The sequence below is a fragment of the Nonomuraea sp. NPDC050394 genome (assembly GCF_044459065.1).
In the GTDB taxonomy this organism is placed as follows: domain Bacteria; phylum Actinomycetota; class Actinomycetes; order Streptosporangiales; family Streptosporangiaceae; genus Nonomuraea.
In genome coordinates this window covers 56,662-74,594 of record NZ_JBITIO010000028.1, presented here as the reverse complement: position 1 = coordinate 74,594, position 17,933 = coordinate 56,662, and the positions used below count along the sequence as shown (strand labels likewise).

At 64.5% G+C, this 17,933-nt stretch carries 13 protein-coding genes and 4 pseudogenes; 15 read left to right on the top strand and 2 right to left on the bottom strand.

The window, feature by feature from the left end:
* The 8 genes and pseudogenes from ACIBKY_RS52980 to ACIBKY_RS52945 form a co-directional block, all read left to right on the top strand.
* Window positions 1-254 (top strand): annotated as a pseudogene (locus ACIBKY_RS52980) (hypothetical protein); the annotation flags it as partial.
* Window positions 158-460, top strand: a complete 303-nt coding sequence (locus tag ACIBKY_RS52975) for a DUF4158 domain-containing protein (RefSeq protein ID WP_397109963.1) — start codon at window positions 158-160, stop codon at window positions 458-460. The pseudogene ACIBKY_RS52980 and the gene ACIBKY_RS52975, both read left to right, overlap by 97 nt.
* Window positions 414-1,169: a DUF4158 domain-containing protein gene (locus ACIBKY_RS52970; protein WP_397109959.1), complete on the top strand. Its 756-nt coding sequence runs from the start codon at window positions 414-416 to the stop codon at window positions 1,167-1,169. The genes ACIBKY_RS52975 and ACIBKY_RS52970 overlap by 47 nt, the downstream gene beginning before the upstream one ends.
* Window positions 1,072-2,079, top strand: a complete 1,008-nt coding sequence (locus tag ACIBKY_RS52965) for a Tn3 family transposase (protein ID WP_397109957.1) — start codon at window positions 1,072-1,074, stop codon at window positions 2,077-2,079. Before ACIBKY_RS52970 ends, ACIBKY_RS52965 begins: the two co-directional genes overlap by 98 nt.
* Complete coding sequence (locus ACIBKY_RS52960) at window positions 2,048-2,209, top strand: hypothetical protein (RefSeq protein WP_397109955.1); 162 nt, start codon at window positions 2,048-2,050, stop codon at window positions 2,207-2,209. The genes ACIBKY_RS52965 and ACIBKY_RS52960 overlap by 32 nt, the downstream gene beginning before the upstream one ends.
* 152 nt (window positions 2,210-2,361) lie before the next feature.
* A complete protein-coding gene (locus tag ACIBKY_RS52955; RefSeq protein WP_397109953.1) occupies window positions 2,362-3,168 on the top strand; it encodes a tyrosine-type recombinase/integrase in 807 nt (268 codons plus the stop codon).
* Entirely contained in the window at window positions 3,165-3,779 is a 615-nt protein-coding gene (locus ACIBKY_RS52950; RefSeq protein WP_397109951.1) for a hypothetical protein, read from the top strand. The genes ACIBKY_RS52955 and ACIBKY_RS52950 overlap by 4 nt, the downstream gene beginning before the upstream one ends.
* Window positions 3,780-4,395: 616 nt before the next feature.
* Window positions 4,396-4,767, top strand: a pseudogene (locus tag ACIBKY_RS52945) (tyrosine-type recombinase/integrase); the annotation flags it as partial.
* A gap of 50 nt (window positions 4,768-4,817) precedes the next feature.
* On the opposite strand, the pseudogene ACIBKY_RS52940 reads toward ACIBKY_RS52945, so the two are convergent.
* A pseudogene (locus tag ACIBKY_RS52940) lies at window positions 4,818-5,910 on the bottom strand (IS630 family transposase); the annotation flags it as partial.
* A gap of 55 nt (window positions 5,911-5,965) precedes the next feature.
* On the opposite strand from ACIBKY_RS52940, the gene ACIBKY_RS52935 reads away from it, so the two are divergent.
* Window positions 5,966-6,427, top strand: a complete 462-nt coding sequence (locus ACIBKY_RS52935; RefSeq protein WP_397109949.1) for a hypothetical protein — start codon at window positions 5,966-5,968, stop codon at window positions 6,425-6,427.
* A 103-nt stretch (window positions 6,428-6,530) separates the two neighbouring features.
* Here the strand turns inward: ACIBKY_RS52935 and ACIBKY_RS52930 are convergent, their stop codons facing one another.
* Window positions 6,531-6,752, bottom strand: coding sequence for a hypothetical protein (locus ACIBKY_RS52930; RefSeq protein ID WP_397109947.1), 222 nt, complete (start codon window positions 6,750-6,752; stop codon window positions 6,531-6,533).
* Between the two features lie 435 nt (window positions 6,753-7,187).
* On the opposite strand from ACIBKY_RS52930, the gene ACIBKY_RS52925 reads away from it, so the two are divergent.
* From ACIBKY_RS52925 to ACIBKY_RS52900, 6 genes and pseudogenes are all read left to right on the top strand, one after another.
* Window positions 7,188-7,808, top strand: coding sequence for a Tn3 family transposase (locus ACIBKY_RS52925; protein WP_397109945.1), 621 nt, complete (start codon window positions 7,188-7,190; stop codon window positions 7,806-7,808).
* Window positions 7,748-7,915, top strand: a pseudogene (locus ACIBKY_RS52920) (Tn3 family transposase); the annotation flags it as partial. The gene ACIBKY_RS52925 and the pseudogene ACIBKY_RS52920, both read left to right, overlap by 61 nt.
* A 26-nt stretch (window positions 7,916-7,941) precedes the next feature.
* Window positions 7,942-8,133: a hypothetical protein gene (locus ACIBKY_RS52915; protein WP_397109943.1), complete on the top strand. Its 192-nt coding sequence runs from the start codon at window positions 7,942-7,944 to the stop codon at window positions 8,131-8,133.
* Between the two features lie 270 nt (window positions 8,134-8,403).
* Window positions 8,404-16,251, top strand: coding sequence for a LamG-like jellyroll fold domain-containing protein (locus ACIBKY_RS52910; protein ID WP_397109941.1), 7,848 nt, complete (start codon window positions 8,404-8,406; stop codon window positions 16,249-16,251).
* Between the two features lies 1 nt (window position 16,252).
* Window positions 16,253-16,633 carry a CPCC family cysteine-rich protein gene (locus ACIBKY_RS52905; RefSeq protein WP_397109939.1) on the top strand — a complete coding sequence of 127 codons (381 nt, stop codon included), beginning with the start codon at window positions 16,253-16,255 and terminating at the stop codon, window positions 16,631-16,633.
* 767 nt (window positions 16,634-17,400) lie between these two features.
* Window positions 17,401-17,730 (top strand): hypothetical protein, encoded by a 330-nt coding sequence (locus tag ACIBKY_RS52900; protein ID WP_397109937.1) that lies wholly within the window; start codon window positions 17,401-17,403, stop codon window positions 17,728-17,730.
* The last annotated feature ends 203 nt before the right edge of the window (window positions 17,731-17,933 follow it).

Here is a 17,933-nt window from a genome sequence, read left to right as displayed (position 1 = left end):
TCTTGGTCGACTGCTGTCTTACCGGGAGCCTTCTCTTCTCTCAACCCACCCTCGCGCATCCACTCTGGCCTGCACGCTCAGGTTGGAAAAGCCTCCCTGATATTGGCCGGGACGATCTGATCCGGCACTTCACCCTCACGCGGGCCGATATCGCGTCATCGATCCCGGCCGTGGCCGCGGGCCTACTGATCGCCTTGGGCTTGCCGTTCAGCTCGCGACGCTGCCTTGGCTTGGGTTTGTACCTGACGAGGTGACTTCGGCGCCGCCGGTGGCGGTGGCCCGGCTGGCTGAGCAGATGAAGCTGGAACCGCAGGTGTTGGAGGGGTACGGGCAGCGGGAGCAGACCCGGACGAATCATTTGCGACGGGTGGCCGACTACCTGGGGTGGAAGAGCGTCGGCGGGCAGCGTGGAGATGAAGGATCTAGAGCAGTTCCTGGTAGACCGGGCGATGGAGCATGACTCGCCGACGCTGTTGTTCGGTTTGGCTTGTGAGTACCTGGTCTCTGCCAAGACGATTCGGCCAGGTGTGGTCACGTTGGCGAAGATGGTCGCCGCGGTCCGGATGGCCGCTACCGCGCTGACGTGGGAGCTGGTGGCGGAGTTGGTGACCGATCAGGTTCGCGAGGATCTGGATCGGCTATTGAAGGTGCCGCCTGCGGGGATTGGTACGACGCGGTTGAAGTGGCTGACCACGGCGGTGACGGATGCGGGTGCCAGTGCGGTGAAGAGCGCAATTGAGAAGCTGGTCTACCTGCGGAGCATGGATGTTCATCGGCTGGATCTGTCGATGCTACCGACCGAGCGGCGCCGGTTCCTGGCGGGCGTGGGGCGGCGCTCGACCAATCAGGCGTTGGAGCGTCGTGAGCTGGAGCGGCGATATCCGATCTTGCCGGTGCTGGCCGACCCGTCCATCCAAGATGAGGAGGTCGGCAGCATCCTGCGGAGCAGCATCGGCATGAGCAGGCTGCGGGAGGTCGCCTCCGGGGGGCTGGAAGCCGCTTCCCCGAGATCACGGCCGGTTGTCGGCGATGAATGCCTCCTACTCCTACCTGCGGCAGTTCACCCCGGAGGTGCTGAAGGCGATCGACTTTCACGGCGGGCCGGGCACGGCGGAGCTGATGGCGGGAGTGGAGATCCTCAAGGAGTTGAACCGGTCCGGCGGGCGTAAGGTGCCCACGCACGCCGACCTCGTTCGTTCCCGCCCGGTACGCCGACTACATCGACAAGGCCCGCAAGGCCGGCGACAACACGGGATTCCGGCACTACTGGGAGCTGTTCGTGATCTTGGGGTTGCGGGACGGGCTGCGATCGGGGACATCTTCGTGCCCGGATCGCGGCGCTACGCCGACCCGGCGACGTACCTGTACACCCTGGCACAATGGACGCCACGGCAGGCGGCGTTCTGGCGCCTGGTCGGCAAGCCCGCCGATCCCGGCGAGGCGATCGCCCAGGGCAAGGATGAACTGCACCAGGCTCTGGGTGAGCTGGAGCAGACCCTGGCCGGGTCGCTGCCGGACGAGAGTGGCGCGGTCCGCCTGGACGACGATGACAACCTGGTGATCCCCAAGCTGTCGGCCGAGGACGTCCCGGCCGAAGCCGAGGCCCTGCGGGAGGAACTGGCGGGGATGCTGCCGTTCGCTCCGATCGCCTCGCTGCTGATCGAGCTGGACGTGCGCACCAGCTTCCTGGACTGCTTCACCCATGCGAGTGGTTGCCGCCAGACCAAGTCGACCGAGGTCAAACGCAACATCCTGGCTGTCTTGATCGCGATGGCCACGAATCTGGGCTTGGCGCGGATGAGTGAGGCGTGCGGGGTGCCGTACGCGGTGCTGGCCTGGACGGCCGAGTGGTATGTGCGGGAGGAGACGCTGCGCGAGGCCAACACGGTGATCGTCAACCACCATCACGGCCTAGCGATGGTTACATGGACACTTCTTGTCCCGCATGCCCCACCAGGAGAAGGATTCAGCCAGTTCTCCTGCCGTGCGGACCTCGTTCCCGGAGGTGTCGATGCAGGTACGCAAGCAGCGTCTGGACAGTGGGAAGGTGCTCGGCGAACTGCTCGACGGGGAGGGTGAGCCGGTCGAGGTCGTCTCGGGTTTCCTGCGGGCGCTGGGAGCACGCGACTACTCGCCCAACACCCTGGTCGCCTACGCTCACGATCTCGGTCACCTGTGGGACTTCTTCGCCCGCGAGGGCTTGACCTAGCAGGACTTCTCCGCCCTGTAGGCACTGACACTGCTGGAGTACCTGCGGTCGGTACCTTCGCGTCGACCCCGGCAGCGGATGGCGTTGACGGTCGCCACGGTCGACGCCGAAGGACCGGGCACGAAGCTTGCGGGTTCCACCTGAACCGGATCTTGGCCACGGTCTCCTCCTTCTACGAGTTCGCCATCATGGCGGGCCAGTTCGAGCGGGCGAATCCAATCGAGAAGCGGCCAGACCCGGCTCTGCCGCGGGTCTCAGATCGGCGTCGGCCATTCATGGGCCGGGCCAGCCGGCAGAAGCCGGTCCGCCGCAGCGTCCGCGTCAAGACCGTCCAGCGCATCCCGCGGCCATTAGACGAGGACCAGATCAAGCTCTTGCTGGCGCAGCTGAAGCGGGTGCGCGATCGGGCCATCGTGCTGCTGATGGTCCAGGGTGGGCTGCGGCCCGGTGAGGTGCTGAGCCTGCATCTGGAGGACATCGCCTACGGTCGGCGGCGCGTGGTCGTGCGCTTTCGGGACGACCACCCCAAGGGTGCACGCTCCAAGTCGCGGTTCGAGCGTGTCGTCGACCTGCACGAACCGGAGATGCTGGCGACGCTGAGTGCTTATGTGATGCAGGAACGGCCCACCGATGCCGACAGCCCACTGGTGTTCCTGATCGGTGGGGGCGGGAAGCGGCGGCTGGAGGCGCTCAGCTACGACGGGCTGGTGCGCACGTTCTCCCGGGCCGCTACCAAGGCCGGGATCCGCCAGCCGTGGGTGACGCCTCACGCCTGCCGGCACACCCACGCCACGCGCATGTGGGAGGGCGGGATGCGGGAGCTGACCTTGCAGAAAAGGCTCGGCCACGCGTCCCCGGAGTCGCTGCGGATCTACACTCGGGTATCCGACCCCGAGGTCGTCGCCGACTACAACCGTGCTCTCGGCCACGAAGGCCCAAGTGAGGGCGGGGCGCGATGAGCGCCGGTCATGTCTCGGCCGCCGCCCTGACCGCCGCCCTGACCGCCGCCACCCTACCGATCGAGCGACCCCGACCAGTTCACTGCCCGGCACCGGAGTTCGTTGACCACCTGCGGGCGCAGGACCTGAACCCGCAGGTGCTGAAGAAGAAACTCCGCCACGACCGGAGGTTCCGGGACCGGTGGCCCGTGCTGGCCGACTGGTTCGACGAGCCGTTGATCGAGCGGGTCGGGAGGCTGCCCGGGGAGCAGAGCCATAAGCCGTCTTACCCTTTGTCGCACCAGGCACGCCCCTACCTGGTCTACCTGACGTTGCACGGCTACGCCAGGCTCGATTACCCCTACATGCTCGCGGCCCACCACCTCAAGGTGGTGGACACCGCCACCGCGCTGGGCCTGGACTTGGGTGTCGAGGCCCTGGTGAAGGAGGCCGTCGCGCTCGGTTTCGTCCGGAAGACGGCGCTGCAGACGATGACCTGGGCCGTGGCCCGCATCGCGGCGCGCACCGGCATCTTGCATGCCAACGGCTTCACCGAGGACCACATCAACGAGGCGCTTGAGGCCGTCCGGCTGTTGAGCGAACGTGATGATCTCCGCTTGTTCTATCCCTAGGCCCAGCGTTACCGCGACACCGTCCAGAAGTCGTGGGTCACCCACCTGCACCAGCTCCATGTGGTTCTCTTCCACCGCGGTCAGGTCTCCACCCGGCCCCGCAAGCGGATGCCCCTGCGCAAGCCGCTGTGGCCGCTGCCGCCCGGATGACAGCGGTCGCTGAGAAGTGGCTGGCTGCTCGTCGGCTCACCGACGCGCCGGCCACCGTCGAGGCGCTGGAGTCAGCGGTCCGCAGCTTCGACGGCTGGATCACCGAGCACTACCCCGATGGTGTCTCCTGGACGGAGATTACCCAGGGACCTCTGCCTGGAGTGGATCCAGTATCTGGCCGATGTGCCGTCCAAGACGACGGGAAAGCCGCTGGGCGTGAAGACCCGTATCGGGCAGTTCTCCGGGTTGTCGCAGCTGTTCCAGCAGACTGCGGCCTGGGAGTACGACGACGTCCCCGGACGCGCTCATCACCATCGGCGACGCACCCAAGGCGCCGCAGCGGGTGCCACGATTCATCCCCGATCATGAACCCGACCAACTGATGCCGGTCATCGAGGCGATCTCCTGCCCGTTCCAGCGCGCCGCTCTTCTGGCTGCCCGCTGATCCGGGGCCCGCCGTGGCGAGATCCGCCGCCTCCCGCTCGACTGCCTGGACCGCTACCCCGACGGAACCCCTCGGCTGCGGATCCCGGCCGGCAAGACCTACAAGGAGCGGATGGTGCCGATCCACCAGGACACCGCCGACGCCCTCCAGACGGTCATCGACCTGCGCAGGCAGTGCCACGACCGGCCGTTCACCGACGAACGCACCGGGGAGCAGATCCGCTACCTGTTCCTGGACCACGGGGTGCAGTTGTCGATCAGCTATCTGTTCGAATATCCGCTCCAAGCCGCTGGCAAGGCCGCCGGGCTGGTCGGCCCGACAGGCTTGAACGGCAAGGAACGCGGCACCGTCTCAGCGCACAGGTTCCGGCACACGGTCGGAACCCAGCTTGCCGAGCGCGGCGCGAAACTCCACACCATCATGAAGGTCCTCGGCCACTCCTCGTGTTCTGAGTCGTTAATTCGATTTAGATATGCGGCGATGGTCTCGAAGATCTCCTCGGCGGTCTTGGTCCATATGAACGGCCGGGGATTCTCGTTCCACGTGTCGATCCAGGCCTGGAGTGCTCGTTCGAGATCGGGGACCGAGGTGTAGGACCCCCGCCGGATCATCCGGCGGGTGATCTCGGCGAAGAACCGCTCCACTAGGTTCAGCCAGCTGGAGTAGGTGGGAATGAAGTGCAGGTGGAAACGGGGGTGGGCGAGCAGCCAGGTCTTGATGATCGGCGCCTTGTGGGTGCCGTAGTTGTCTAAGACGAGGTGGATGTCCAGCTCGGCGGGTGTCTCGCGGTCGATCTGGTTGAGGAAATGTGCGGAACTCCACGGAACGGTGTTTGCGCTGGTGGGTGGAGATCACCTTGCCCGAGGCGACGTCCAGGGCCGCGAACAGGGTGGTGGTACCCGCCCGGATGTAGTCGTGGGTCTGGCGCTCGGGGACCGCGGGCATCATCGGCAGCACCGGTGCGGAGCGGTTCAGTGCCTGGATCTGGGACTTCTCATCCACGCACAACACCAGGGCCGCCTCGGGCGGGTTGAGGTAGAGGCCGGTGACGTCGCGGACCTTCTCGATGAAGAAGGGGTCGTTGGACAGTTTCCACTCATCGACCAGGTGGGGCTTGAGTCCGAACGCGCGCCAGATCCGCGAGACGGCGGTTTGGTTCAATCCGGTCCGCTCGGCCATCGCCCGGGTCGACCAGTGCGTGCCGCCGTCGGGCGGGGGCTGTTCCAGGGTTTGCCTGATGACGTCCTCGACGTGGCTGTCGGTGACCTTTCGGGGCTGGCCCGGGCGGTCCTTGTCGGACAGGGCCTGCAGGCCGCCATCGATGTAGCGGTTACGCCATTTCCCGACCGTCTGCGGCCAGACACCCAGTTCGCGGGCGACCTCGGCATCGGTTCCGCCCTGGAGGCAACGCAGGATGATGCGTGCTCGCTGCGCCATGACCTGCGCCGATGTTCGCCGGCGCGCGATCTGCTCCAGCGCACGTCGATCCTCTTCACTGACAAGCAGGGGCCGCCTGGGTATGCCGCGCTTCGCCATGCAGACATCTGACCTATTTCTTGCACGAATTAACGACTCAGAACACTCGGTCTCCATGGCACTGGTCTATGCCCAGGTCAGCGACCAGACGGTGCTGAACGACTACAAGGCCGTCCTTGGACCCGGTGCCGTCATCGCCGGCCCCGCCGCCGAGGAGCTGAAGTCCGGAGCCCTGCCCGCCGAGGCCGTCGACTGGCTCAAGAGCAACTTCCTCAAGACCGAACTCGAGCTCGGCCGCTGCCTCCGCCTTCCCGCCGAGGGGCCTTGCGAGTGCGACCTCTACCTGACCTGCGCCAAGTTCGTCACCACCCCCAACTATGCCCCACGACTCCGGGCCCGCCTGGAGGTCGAACAGCAGCTCGTCCAGGACGCCGACGAACGCGGCTGGACCCGCGAGGTTGAACGGCACACTGCCATCGCGCGCCGTCTTACCGGTCTTCTCACCGACCTCGGCGAGACGGCCGCTCCAGGTGACGGCAACCCTTCAGGAAGGTCAGCATGCACATCGACGGACTGAGCGAACCGATCACATCCATCGCGAGCCCACTGCTCGGGTTGATGTCACCCGAGGAAGAGTAACTGAGAGTTACATCTGGAATTTGAGAGACCGTAAGTGGCGTTCACCAGCAGCGGAGGTCCCCGGTGCCAGAGGAAATCGTGTCGATGGCGACCGATACGTGGTCGGCGGACTCCTGCAGGGCGCTGACGCTGAGCTCGAAGAAGTGCGCGTCGGTCCGCAGGAAGGAGGCCGCCTCGTAGTACCGCTTGACTTCCTCGGGTGGGCGTTCGGTGCGGAGGCTGAAGGCGAAGCCGGCCCAGCAGTCGCCGGAGTCTCCCGTCACGGGACCCTGAGGTTCGGACCCGCCGAACGTCGTGCCCGGTGGCAACGGATGCTTGAGGGCGCGATTCTCGAGGCTTGCCAAGCGGTGATCGGTGATCCACTGGGGGGCTATCGCGACGGCGTACAGCAGGAGGAAGGGCGTGGCGGCGATGGCCGCCCCAAGTGACACCCGCTTCATAGCAGATGGCCGGGAAGTCTCACCCACAGGTCGCACCCGCCAATGATCACATAAGGGTCGCAGACCCCCGCCGGTTCATTCTCTGCGAGCACTGGCCGTATTCAACGTTACTCAGCGCTGCCTTGCGCCCGGTCGAGCTGACCCGGGTGATGGGCCTTGAGGATCGCTCCCAGCCTGACAGGCGGGTACCGAAGTGATGGCGATCGGTCGACCTTAGCGGGCGACAAGCCTTGACAGTGTCCATAAAATTCGGCGGGCGTGTTCGGGGGCGGGACGATGTCGTCCTCGGATGGGCAGCGGTTCCCGGTGCGTGGCAAGTCCACCACCACGCGGGAGATGACCGTGCACGGCGGGCGGGTGCGGTCGACCTACACACACGTGTCGGATCAGTGGTCGACGTATGGGACCAAGCAGATCGTGCCGACCCATCGGGAGGCGCACTACGCGCTGGATGAGTTCCTGGGCAACGCCACCGACCTGCCGATCACCGAGCACGCGACCAACACCCACGGCGTCACCTTGATCAATTTCGCGTTGTTCGACCTGGTCGGTAAGGCGCTCACCCCACGGATCCGGGACCTGGGGAAGGTCACACTGGTCCGCGCCGACACCCCGACCGCGACCCGGGAGCGGTATCCGTACGCGGGAGCGCTGCCGTCGGGGCGGTGGAATGAGGATCTGCTTGCCAGCTGCTGGGCGCATGGGTGGCTCGTTGAAGTACGGGCAGGCCACCGCCTCCCTGGTGGTGGGCAAGTGGTCGGCCGCATCGAGGCAGAACACCCTGGCCGCGGCGCTCAAGGAGGACGCTACGGTGCACCATCCACGCCGCGAAATATCTGTCAGATCCCGCCTACCGGTGGAAGATCGCCCGGCAGTTGAACAAGGGCGAAAGCCTGCACGCGCTGCGCCGTGACCTGCACTACGCCCACCAAGGCACGGTCACTCAGCCGCACCTGGCCGACCAGACTGAGCAGGCCTGGCGCCTGACCGTGGTGACCAACGTGGTGATCACGTGGGTGACGGAGTATTACCAGCTCGCGTCCAGCAGTTGCGCGCCGCTGGCCGAGACGCTCCTGACGAACTGCTGGCGCACATCTCCCCAGCGCGCAGCGAGAACGTCAACTTCTTCGGCGTCATCACCGTGGACGTGGATGCCAAGCTGGACGGCGGCGGCTGGCGGCCTCTGCGCCCCCGCCGCCCCTGACCCGGCGACGTTCGGTTTGACCGGTGACGCTTAGGTCTTGCGTCACGATTTGGCTGGCTGGGAAAAGTGGGCCACCACAAGATCACCCTCTGTGGTCTCTTGGTGTCATATGAGATCTTGTCGGGCGATCATCCGAAAGATACGCTTTGCCCGTTTGGTTTGCTGCTCTGAACCTCCGAGTCGATAGGCCTTGGTCCGCATCGGATGGAGTGGAGCGACGTCTGACGCCCATGCGGGGGCGTCCCTCGTTGGTTCGGAGTGTGACGACGCATGCGTCGATTGTTGACGGGCTCTCGTATTTGGCATGCCATTACCCTGTCGGCCGTTTTGGGCTCGGGGCTCATCGCCCTCCCCACGGCGCCGGTGCTGGCCGCTCCGGCGGCGACGAGCGCAATTGCCAAAGGCGATGCGGTGGTGCCCGTTCAGCAGTACGGTACGGGCGCGCCGAAGGACTTCCTCGTCGACACAACCGTGACCACCGCTGCGGTTGACGCAGAGGCGGTAGCGCCGGGCCCTGATATCAAGCCTCCTAAAGGAGCGCTCCCTCAAGAGAATCGTTTCACTCCGGCATCTGCGGCCGCGGACCCTGGTGAGAGGTTGGCCGGCGGGGTGCGGCGCGCGGAGCAAGCCGACGCGGCAGCCTTGTGCTGTACTCCGAGCATCGAAGATCGCTTCCCACAGGACTGGGCACAGGTCGGTACGCGCACACCGCTGCTGATCACATATGCGACAAGCACCAACGGCATCGACTACACGTTCAAGGTGTGCGACGACTTCTCGATGTTGATGAACTGCTTCTCGTCAGCAGCGTTGAGCGACATCATGACCTGGCGCATCCCCGCGGGAAAGCTGAGCTGGGGAAAGCAGTACTTCTGGCAGGTGACGGTGAAGGACCGTGGCACGTCCGCGGTGACGACATCCGATGTGGACTCCTTCACTACAGGCGTGAAGCAGCCGGTCGTAGGGTCACAGTTGTCGGTGCGAGCGCAGGATGGCCAGGAGTTCTCTCCGCTCGTTGGCAACTACACCACGAGCGATACGGACGCGCAGGTTGCGGCGGTTGGCCTGCCGCTGTCGATCAACCGTACTTACAACACCATGGATCCGCGTGTTGATGGGATGTTCGGTGCTGCCTGGACGACTCGTTGGGACATGAAGGTCGCCCCTGAGGCCGGTTCTCTGCTCGTCACCTACCCGAGCGGGCAGGTACTGCGGTTCGCGGCCAATGGGGATGGCACGTTCCAGGCTCCGTCCGGAACGCACGCCACATTGGCGTCGCAGCCTGGTGGTGGATGGCGCCTGATGGACAAGTCGTCCACCACCTATCTCTTCGATGCGACGGGCAAGCTGCTGAAGATCAAGGACCATCGGGATCGGACGCAGGACCTCACCTATGGAACCGATGGCAAGCTCGCATCCGTCGAGGCCGCCGGTGGCCGATCTCTACGGTTCTCGTGGACGGGATCGCACGTCACCCAGGTGACGACCGATGGTCCGGATGGCGGGCAGCCGCTGGTGTGGACCTATGAGTACGACGGCGACCGCCTCATGGCCGTGTGTGCTCCGGTGGCCGCACCGAACTGCACTCGCTACAACTATGGCAGCGGGTCGATCTACCGGCCGATGGTCCTCGACTCTGACCCCTATGGCTACTGGCGGCTGAACGAAGCGACGGGGACGACGGCTTCGGATCTCGGCTGGGGCGGCGGCCAGGCCACGTATTCGGGCGTGACGCTCAAGGCTCCGGGCGCGCTGAATGGCACCGGCGACACAGCCGCGAGCTTCACCAACGGGCGGATCGACCTGCCGCTCAACACCATCGCACGGATGGCGGATCAGGCGTCGGTCGAGTTGTGGTTCAAGACCACAAAGCCGGGAGTATTGTTCTCGGCCGGAGGGACCGTCTCCGCGGACTCGGCCATCTATGTCGGCACCGATGGCAAGCTTCGCGGGCAGTTCCGGGCGTTGAGCAACGGCGATGACTTCACCTTCAGCCCGATCACGACCAACAACGTCGTCACCGACGGGCAGTGGCACCACGTGGTGCTGACCGCCGACAAGACCACGGACCGGCTCTACCTCGACGGACAGGCGGTCGGTGAACTGACCGGGGATCGTGACATCTGGTCCTGGCAGGGAGTGGCGCGCATCGCCAACGGCACCCTCGGAGGGAGATGGCCGGCAGTCAGCTCTGCCTTCCAAGGCCAGATCGACGAGGTGGCCATCTACAACCGGCCTCTCCCATCCACGGAAGTTCTCAAACACTACGGCGCGCGTCAGGACGCCCGTCACAAACTGGAGAAGGTCACGCTGCCCTCCGGCCGGGTGTGGGCGACCAACAGCTACGATGCCGCCACCGACCGCCTGAAGACGCATACTGACCAACACGGCGGCGCTTGGACGGTTGGCGAACCGAGCTACGACAGAACGACGGGGAAGTCGACCGTCACGATGACCGATCCCCAACAGTCAACCATCAAGTACGTCCACGACGCTTGGCGCGATTCTCGTTTGGTCTCCAAAATCGACCAGATCGGGAAAGAGACAACCTTTGACTACGACACCGGCGGATATCTCACAAGGGTGGTGGACCCCAACGAGGCGGTTGTCACCTACGCCAACGACAGTCGCGGGAACGTGCTGACGACGACCACCTGTCGGACGGTTTCGAGTTGCCAGACACAGCGGGCCGAGTACCACGTCAACAAGGACAACGACTTCGACCCGCGTAACGACCGGATGGTAGCGGTTCGCGACGGCCGGTCCTCCTCCGCCACCGACAACACCTACGCCACCACGTGGGACTACAACGCCTTCGGTGAGCAGATCAAGCAGATCACCCCCGCCACCACGGACTTCCCTCAAGGCCGCTCTACCACGGTCGCGTACACCGACGGCACCGAACCCGCCGTCGGTGGCGGCATCACTCCGGCCGGGTTGCCGAAGACCATGACAGATCCCCGGGGCAACTCCTGGAGTTACCGCTACAACTCCGCGGGTGACCTCGGCGAGCAGACCGATCCGGAGGGGCTGGTCACCAAGCTGGGGTACGACGTCCTGGGCAGGCCGGGCAGCTCCACAGTGGTGTCGTCTGCCTTCCCTGGCGGGGTGAAGACCCTGTTCACCTATGACGTCTTGGGCAGGCCGGAGACGTTGACCGAGCCGGGGGTAAAGAACGAGGTCTCCGGAGTCACTCATACCAAGAAGATCAAGCGCGCCTACGATGCGGACGGCAATCCCCTCAGTGAGACCGTCACCGACCTGACCGGCGGCGACGCCGCGAGGTCTACCGTCTATACCTACGACGGTCAAGGTCGGCTGGAGACGGTCACCGGGCCGGAGGGTGGCGTCGTCCGGCAGGCGTGGAACACGCTGGGGCAGCTGGCGCGGGTGACCGACGCTCGTGGCACGGTGATCGAGAACGGCTACAGCAAGCGCGGTGAGCTGATTGCGCGCACGCTGAAGGGCTGGACTGGCAGTCCGGTCAATCCCCAGGCGGCCAGGGATGTGGTGCTGGAGGCGTTCGCCTATGACCCGGGCGGCCGTCTGGCCACGCAGACCGACGCCATGGGCCGCAAGACCTCGTTGACGTACTTCGCTGACCACCTGCTGTCGAAGAAGATCGCTGATGACGCGAAGCTGAACGGGCAGATGACCGCCCGGGATGTGGTGCTGGAGGATCACACCTACGACGCCGCCGGTAACCGGGTCAAGCTGGTGAGCGGTGGCGGTACGGCCACCGCCGAGGTCGTCTACGACGCCGCGGGCCGTATCACGTCGCAGACCTTCGATCCCGGGACGCTCAAGCGCAGGACCGCGTTCACCTATGACGCCAACGGCAACGTTCTCAAGGCCATTTCCAGCGGCGCGGGGACGACGCGCACGGAGATCAAGGAGTTCGGCTACAACAAGGTCAACCAGCCGACGCGGGAGACCGTTGAGAACGGTGAGCAGGACTTGGTCTCGACGCTCACCTACGATGTCGCGGGTTTGGTCACCGCGGTGACTGATCCGCGTGGGAATGTGGCGGGTGCGTCGGCTGCCGATTTCACGACGACCATGCGTTACGACGCGCTGGGGCGCCTGGTCGAGGCGGTAGGACCGCAGGTGGCGGTGGACAAGGCCGGGGCGAGTGTCAGCGCGAAGCCGACCACGCGCAATGGGTACGACACCTTCGGCGCTACTACGCACCAGACCGATTCCGAAGGTCGTACGGTCACCTCGGTGTTCGACAAGGCGGGCCGGTTGACCGGCGAGGTGGCGCCGTCGTACACGCCGCCCGGTGGCGCGGCGGTGACGCCGACCACCGCTCACGCCTACGATCTGGCCGGGCAACTCGTCCGTACCACCGATCCGCGCGGCAACACTTCGACTTTCGAGTACGACCAGTTGGGTCGGCAGGTGCGCGCCACCGATCCGGCCCCTCATGGGCAGCCCGCCGGGCAGTCGGTGGTGGATTACGACCTGGTCGGTGAGAAGCTCGCGGCGACCGGTCCCACCGGGGCACGTACCGAGGCGACTTATGACGATCTCGGCCGGATGATCACCTCGACGCAGGTGGAGCGCAAGCCGGCCGCGGCGGCGTACACGACGAAGCTGGAGTACAACGACGCGGGCGTGCTGACCAAGCGGATCGCGCCGGGTAACCGGAGCACCGGGTTCGTGGTGAACGCGGCCGGTGAGGTCACCACCCAGACCGACCCGGCGACGAACAAGACGCTCATGGAGTACGACCTGGCCGGTCGTCTGGTCAAGACCAGCGACGGCGAAGGCAACGCCACCGTCGCCGAGTACGACCTGGCCGGCCGCCAGATCGGCGCTCAGGACCTCAATGCCACCGAGGCGGTCGTCCGCTCCGCCGCCACCGCCTACGACGCCGCCGGTAACCCGACCTCGGCGACCTCGCCCGAGGGCCATGTCACCAAGCAGACGTACGATGCGCTCAACCGGGTCACCTCGCTGATCGAGCCGGTGGCGGCCGGTGAGTCGATCACCACCTCGTTCGGTTACGACGCCAGCGGCGCCCGTACCCGGTTGACCGATGGGCGCGGTAACGCCACCTGGACCAGTTACAACAGCCTCGGCCTGGCAGAGACGGTCACCGAGCCGTCCACCGCGGCGCATCCGAATCTGGCTGACCGTACCTGGACCAGCATCTACGACCAGGCGGGCAACCCGACCGCGTCGTTGCTGCCCGGCGGGGTGCGTATCGATCGCACCTTCGACCACCTGGGCCGCCTCACCGCCGAGACCGGCGCGGGCGGCGGCGCGGCAACCGCGGAGCGCACCTTCAGCTATGACCTGGCCGGGCGCGCGACCGCGATCGGCGACCTGACGGTGGACTACAACGACCGCGGCCTGCCCTTGAGCGTGAAGAAGGGCACGGTCCAGCAGACCGGTTACGCCTACAACGAGCTCGGCGCCCCCTCCCAGCGCGTCGACGCCGCCGGGACCGCTACCTTCACCTGGGACAATGTAGGCCGGTTGGCCACTGCGGTTGACCCGGTCACCGGCCGCACGCTCACCTATGGCTATGACAAGTCCAGCCGTCTGAAGACGCTGACCGGCAAGACCAGCACCGGCGCGGCCGCCGACTCCCAGGCCTTCACCTACGACGCGGTTGACCGGCTCGAAACGCAGACGTTGAAGAACGGCGCCGGCACCCAGTTGGCGAAGATCAGCTACGGGTGGGATAAGGACGACAACCTCACCACCAAGACCACCGCTGGCACCGCCGGGGCAGGCGTCAACACCTACACCTACGACCACGCCGGCCGCCTGACCTCCTGGACCGCCCCCGGGGGCGCAAAGACGGACTACGGCTGGGACGCCTCCGGCAACCGCACCAAAGCCGGTACCAAGACGTTCACCTATGACGAGCGCAACCGCCTCACCACCGGCGACGGCACCGACTACACCTACACGGCGCGCGGCACCCTCGCGTCCGAAACCAAGGCAGGCGCCACTACCCAGCTGACCTTCGACGCCTTCGACCGGCTTGTCGCCGATGGTGAAAGCCTCTACAGCTACGACGCCCTCGACCGAGTCGCCTCCCGTATCCGCGGCGCCGCCAAGCAGACCTTCGCCTACTCCGGCCTCGGCAACGACCTGGCCGCGATCAGTGACACCTTTGGCGGCATCCAGGGCCGCTATGGCCGCGACCCATCCGGCGCCCTCCTCGGCCAACAGGAAGGCACCGACCCAGCGGCCGGCACGCTGACCGACCTGCATGGCGACCTCGTCGCCACCTTCACCGGCAGCACGTTGACCACCACCGCCGCCTACGACCCGTTCGGCACCGTCACCGAACGCACCGGAGCCAAAACCAACCTCGGCTACCAAGGCGAATACACCGACCCCGACACCGGCAAGACCAACATGCACGCCCGCTGGTACCAGCCCGGAACCGGCACCTTCACCAGCCGCGACACCGCCACCCTCAACCCCAACCCCTCCGTCCAAGCCAACCGCTACACCTACGCCAACGCCTCCCCCCTCACCGGCATCGACCCCACCGGACACGCCACCGAATCCACCGGCTTCGAATACGGCTACGCGGGCTACACAGGGAACCCATGCAACGCTCCCAACGCAATCTTTCGGTGTGCTGACCCTGCCACAGATAGATCGATCCCCGGCGGCGGCATGGCGTGCAGCGGGGCCGGCCTGGATAAATGCGGCGGATTCGAGCTCACCGGCATCACGGTGATGACCGAAGAGGAGATGAAGCGGCTGGGGCACCTGCCGAATGGAATATTCCTGGAAGACCTTGAGGGCTTTTGGGATGCGCCTGAATCCGTTCGCAAAAAGATTATTGCTAAGTCCTATGCCGGAGACAGCGATGGAGTATATGAGGAGTGGCGCAAATACTTGATAGATTCCGTCGTGAAAGCTGGCGGAAGCGCTGGACAGCCCGGACCGCCGACCCCGGCCTGGAAGAATTGCGTTAAAACGCTTGGATATAAGGCATGCAATGCCATTAAGGAGTCTGCGAAGACCTTTCGAGATGCTCAGGTCTTCGCGGAAAACTGTTTGGGGAGAGTGGTTCAATCCGAACTCGCCGGCATGTGCAATCGACTGAGGAGAGAGCTGGGCGTAAACCGTACGGATTGGATTCTTCTCGCCTACAAAAAGGCTGAAGATAAAAGCGATAGACATTGGTTCCTCAAGCTCATGAAAGGCGTTTCCGACTTCTTCGTGAGCGATCTGTATGGCTGCACTTCAGGGTCCTTCGGGTCGTGCATGCTCTTCTTCGCCAACTTCATACCTGGAGTGAAGCTAGGTCGAGCAGCCGCGCAGGCAATAAAGCAAATCCGGAAAGCCTTCGGCGCAATTGATGATCTTGTCAAATTCGCTAACAAGACATGTAAGAACAGCTTCACATCCGAAACCCCGGTACTCATGGCGGATGGCACCCGCAAGCCGATCGCCGAAGTGGAGGTGGGCGACGCAGTCGTAGCCACCGATCCGACTACCGGGATCACCGCTGCGAGGGCCGTAGTCGATGTCATCCTCGGCGAGGGTGTGAAGGGCCTCGTCAAGATCGCCATCAGCGGCGAGCCTGGTTCACAGCCCCAGAGCTCGACGATTACGGCGACAGACGCACACCCATTCTGGGCTGCCGATTCCAGAGAATGGGTCGACGCGGTTGATCTCCAACCTGGCACATGGCTTCGGTCCTCGACTGGGGCCTGGCTTCAAGTGCAAAGCGTCGAGCGGTGGACGGCACCGCAACAGGTCTACAACCTGTCGGTTAAGGGCATCCATGCCTATCATGTAGGCGTTGGGGACGTTAATGTCCTCGTCCATAATGACAGCAAATGCTTCGGCGATAAGTGGGTCAGCGAAGCTAACCTAGATCGACATTTCGCTGACCATGGCGAAGAGATGGGGCTCACGACTCTGTCGGAGTATAGATATGCAGCAATGGATCTTATGTGTACCTGTAATGGCCGCAGGCCAGGCGTCCTGGTGAAGCGAGACGGCAAGACATACCGGTTCTATGATCCCAAAACCGGTGAGTTCGGAGCAGCAGGTCCGAATGGGATCATAACTTACTTCAAGCCTGATGAGGGAATAGACTATTTCAAGAAGCAGCCTGGAACTATGGTTGATTGAGGTGACTCAGACGATCTACCCCTGTCCTTGCTGTGGCTATTTGGTCCACGACCAAGAGCCCGGCTCTTACCAGATCTGTCCAATCTGCCGATGGGAGGACGATCTTGTCCAGCTTCGCTGGCCTCACTACAGTGGCGGGGCAAATAGACAATCTCTCGTTGATGCCCAACTGTGCTATAGAGAAAACGGAGCTAGCTCTCCAAATTCTATATCTAGGGCTCGCCCTCCCACGGAATCCGAGTCGAGAGATCCTGGTTTTCGCCCAGTTGATCCAAGCCTTGACAATTTCGAGGCCGAGAAGGCGTATGAAGCCGATTGGCCTGCAGATCGAACGTCACTATATTGGTGGAGACCCTCTTACTGGAGGTTGACAAACCGTTGACTGTGCGCCTGCGACGGCCACCTTCCTCGCTGGCATACTGAATGAAATTCTCCATCCAGCTCCGCTCGACCTTGCACAGAGGTATGGCATGCTTGGCCTCCCGAAGAAATTGACAGGACGGCGAGCCGTGAATATCGACAATTTCTGGAAGTTGATCGACGACTCCGGATGACTATTGAGACATCGAGGGTGGCGATGAGATTACCCCACACCTCCCTCGGACTGTCGCCTTCCTGTGGAGCCTTCATCGCGCCAGCCGCTTGGAAGGCTGCGGAGCTGAGATGCTGAGCTCCTCAAAAGTGCGACTGTCCGGCACGCGTGAGCATGTGACTGGGGGTTGCTGGGACACTACCGCGCCGGGAGCTCGCACGGTCCGGAAGATCTCCAGCCCCTGCTCCGTCGTCAATCGCAAAGCTCCAGCGAGCTCGGCAGCCCTTGTGGAGCTCGAAGACTCGGACCTCTACGAGTGACTTATTCTCTGAGCTTCCGGCAGCAGCTAGTTTGCACCCCAGGCCTAAGTGCAGGCGACGGTGAACTCACGTTAGGTATCCTGCCTCGGATACCTGTCCGAGGGGCCAGTCCACATAAGCCCCAACCAATATTCGGAATCTTGAACGCCTTTGAAATTGTTTGCCATGTGTTCTCCAACCTGGAGGCCCTGCACCTGGCCCTGCGCCGCCGTGATGTGTACGCGATGGGCACGGACAAGTGGGGTAACCCGCGGGCTCGGCTGACCGAGGAGCGACTGCGGGTGCGAGCGCGGCTCGGTGCTGACCGCACCGGACCTGCAGGCCGATCCGCGTGCGCATCTGCGGGAGCGGGCTGACCTCGTCGACGATGCCTACGCCCAGGTCTCCGCCGGGCTGGCGGCGAATGCGTCGGTGAGCATCAAGGGCGGCATGCTGCGCTTGTCGCGGCTGAAGGCCACCCCGCTGCCCTCGTTCGACCGCATGCGCCACATCATCGGCTCGCACCTGCGCCGCGACGACCTCGATATCACTCTGGCCTCGCTTACCGTGGCCCGCTCGTGCGACGTGGGCCTGGTGCCGTGGTCAAGGCCGGGGGCCGGCGCTGGCCGAGCGCCCTCGCCGATGTGACCCATCAAGTAGGGAGGCTCCTATGTCCCCGTTGCGGGGGCGGCATGACGACCTCTGTGAAAGCGCAGGGTTCCGATCTTGTCGGACCATCTTCAGCGACCCCATTCACTTCAGGAAATGACCCTTCCATGAAGCAATCTGGCACTATGCCGTCGACCACCCCCAGTTCGATGCCTCCGCCGACAGGACAGGGATCGCGCCGA

Excerpts from the sequence above, each read along its gene's own strand:
- ACIBKY_RS52970 (WP_397109959.1), top strand. The coding sequence starts at position 414 with ATGAAGGATCTAGAGCAGTTCCTGGTAGACCGGGCGATGGAGCATGAC.
- ACIBKY_RS52950 (WP_397109951.1), top strand. The coding sequence starts at position 3,165 with ATGAGCGCCGGTCATGTCTCGGCCGCCGCCCTGACCGCCGCCCTGACC.
- ACIBKY_RS52935 (WP_397109949.1), top strand. The coding sequence starts at position 5,966 with ATGGCACTGGTCTATGCCCAGGTCAGCGACCAGACGGTGCTGAACGAC.
- ACIBKY_RS52910 (WP_397109941.1), top strand. The coding sequence starts at position 8,404 with ATGCGTCGATTGTTGACGGGCTCTCGTATTTGGCATGCCATTACCCTG.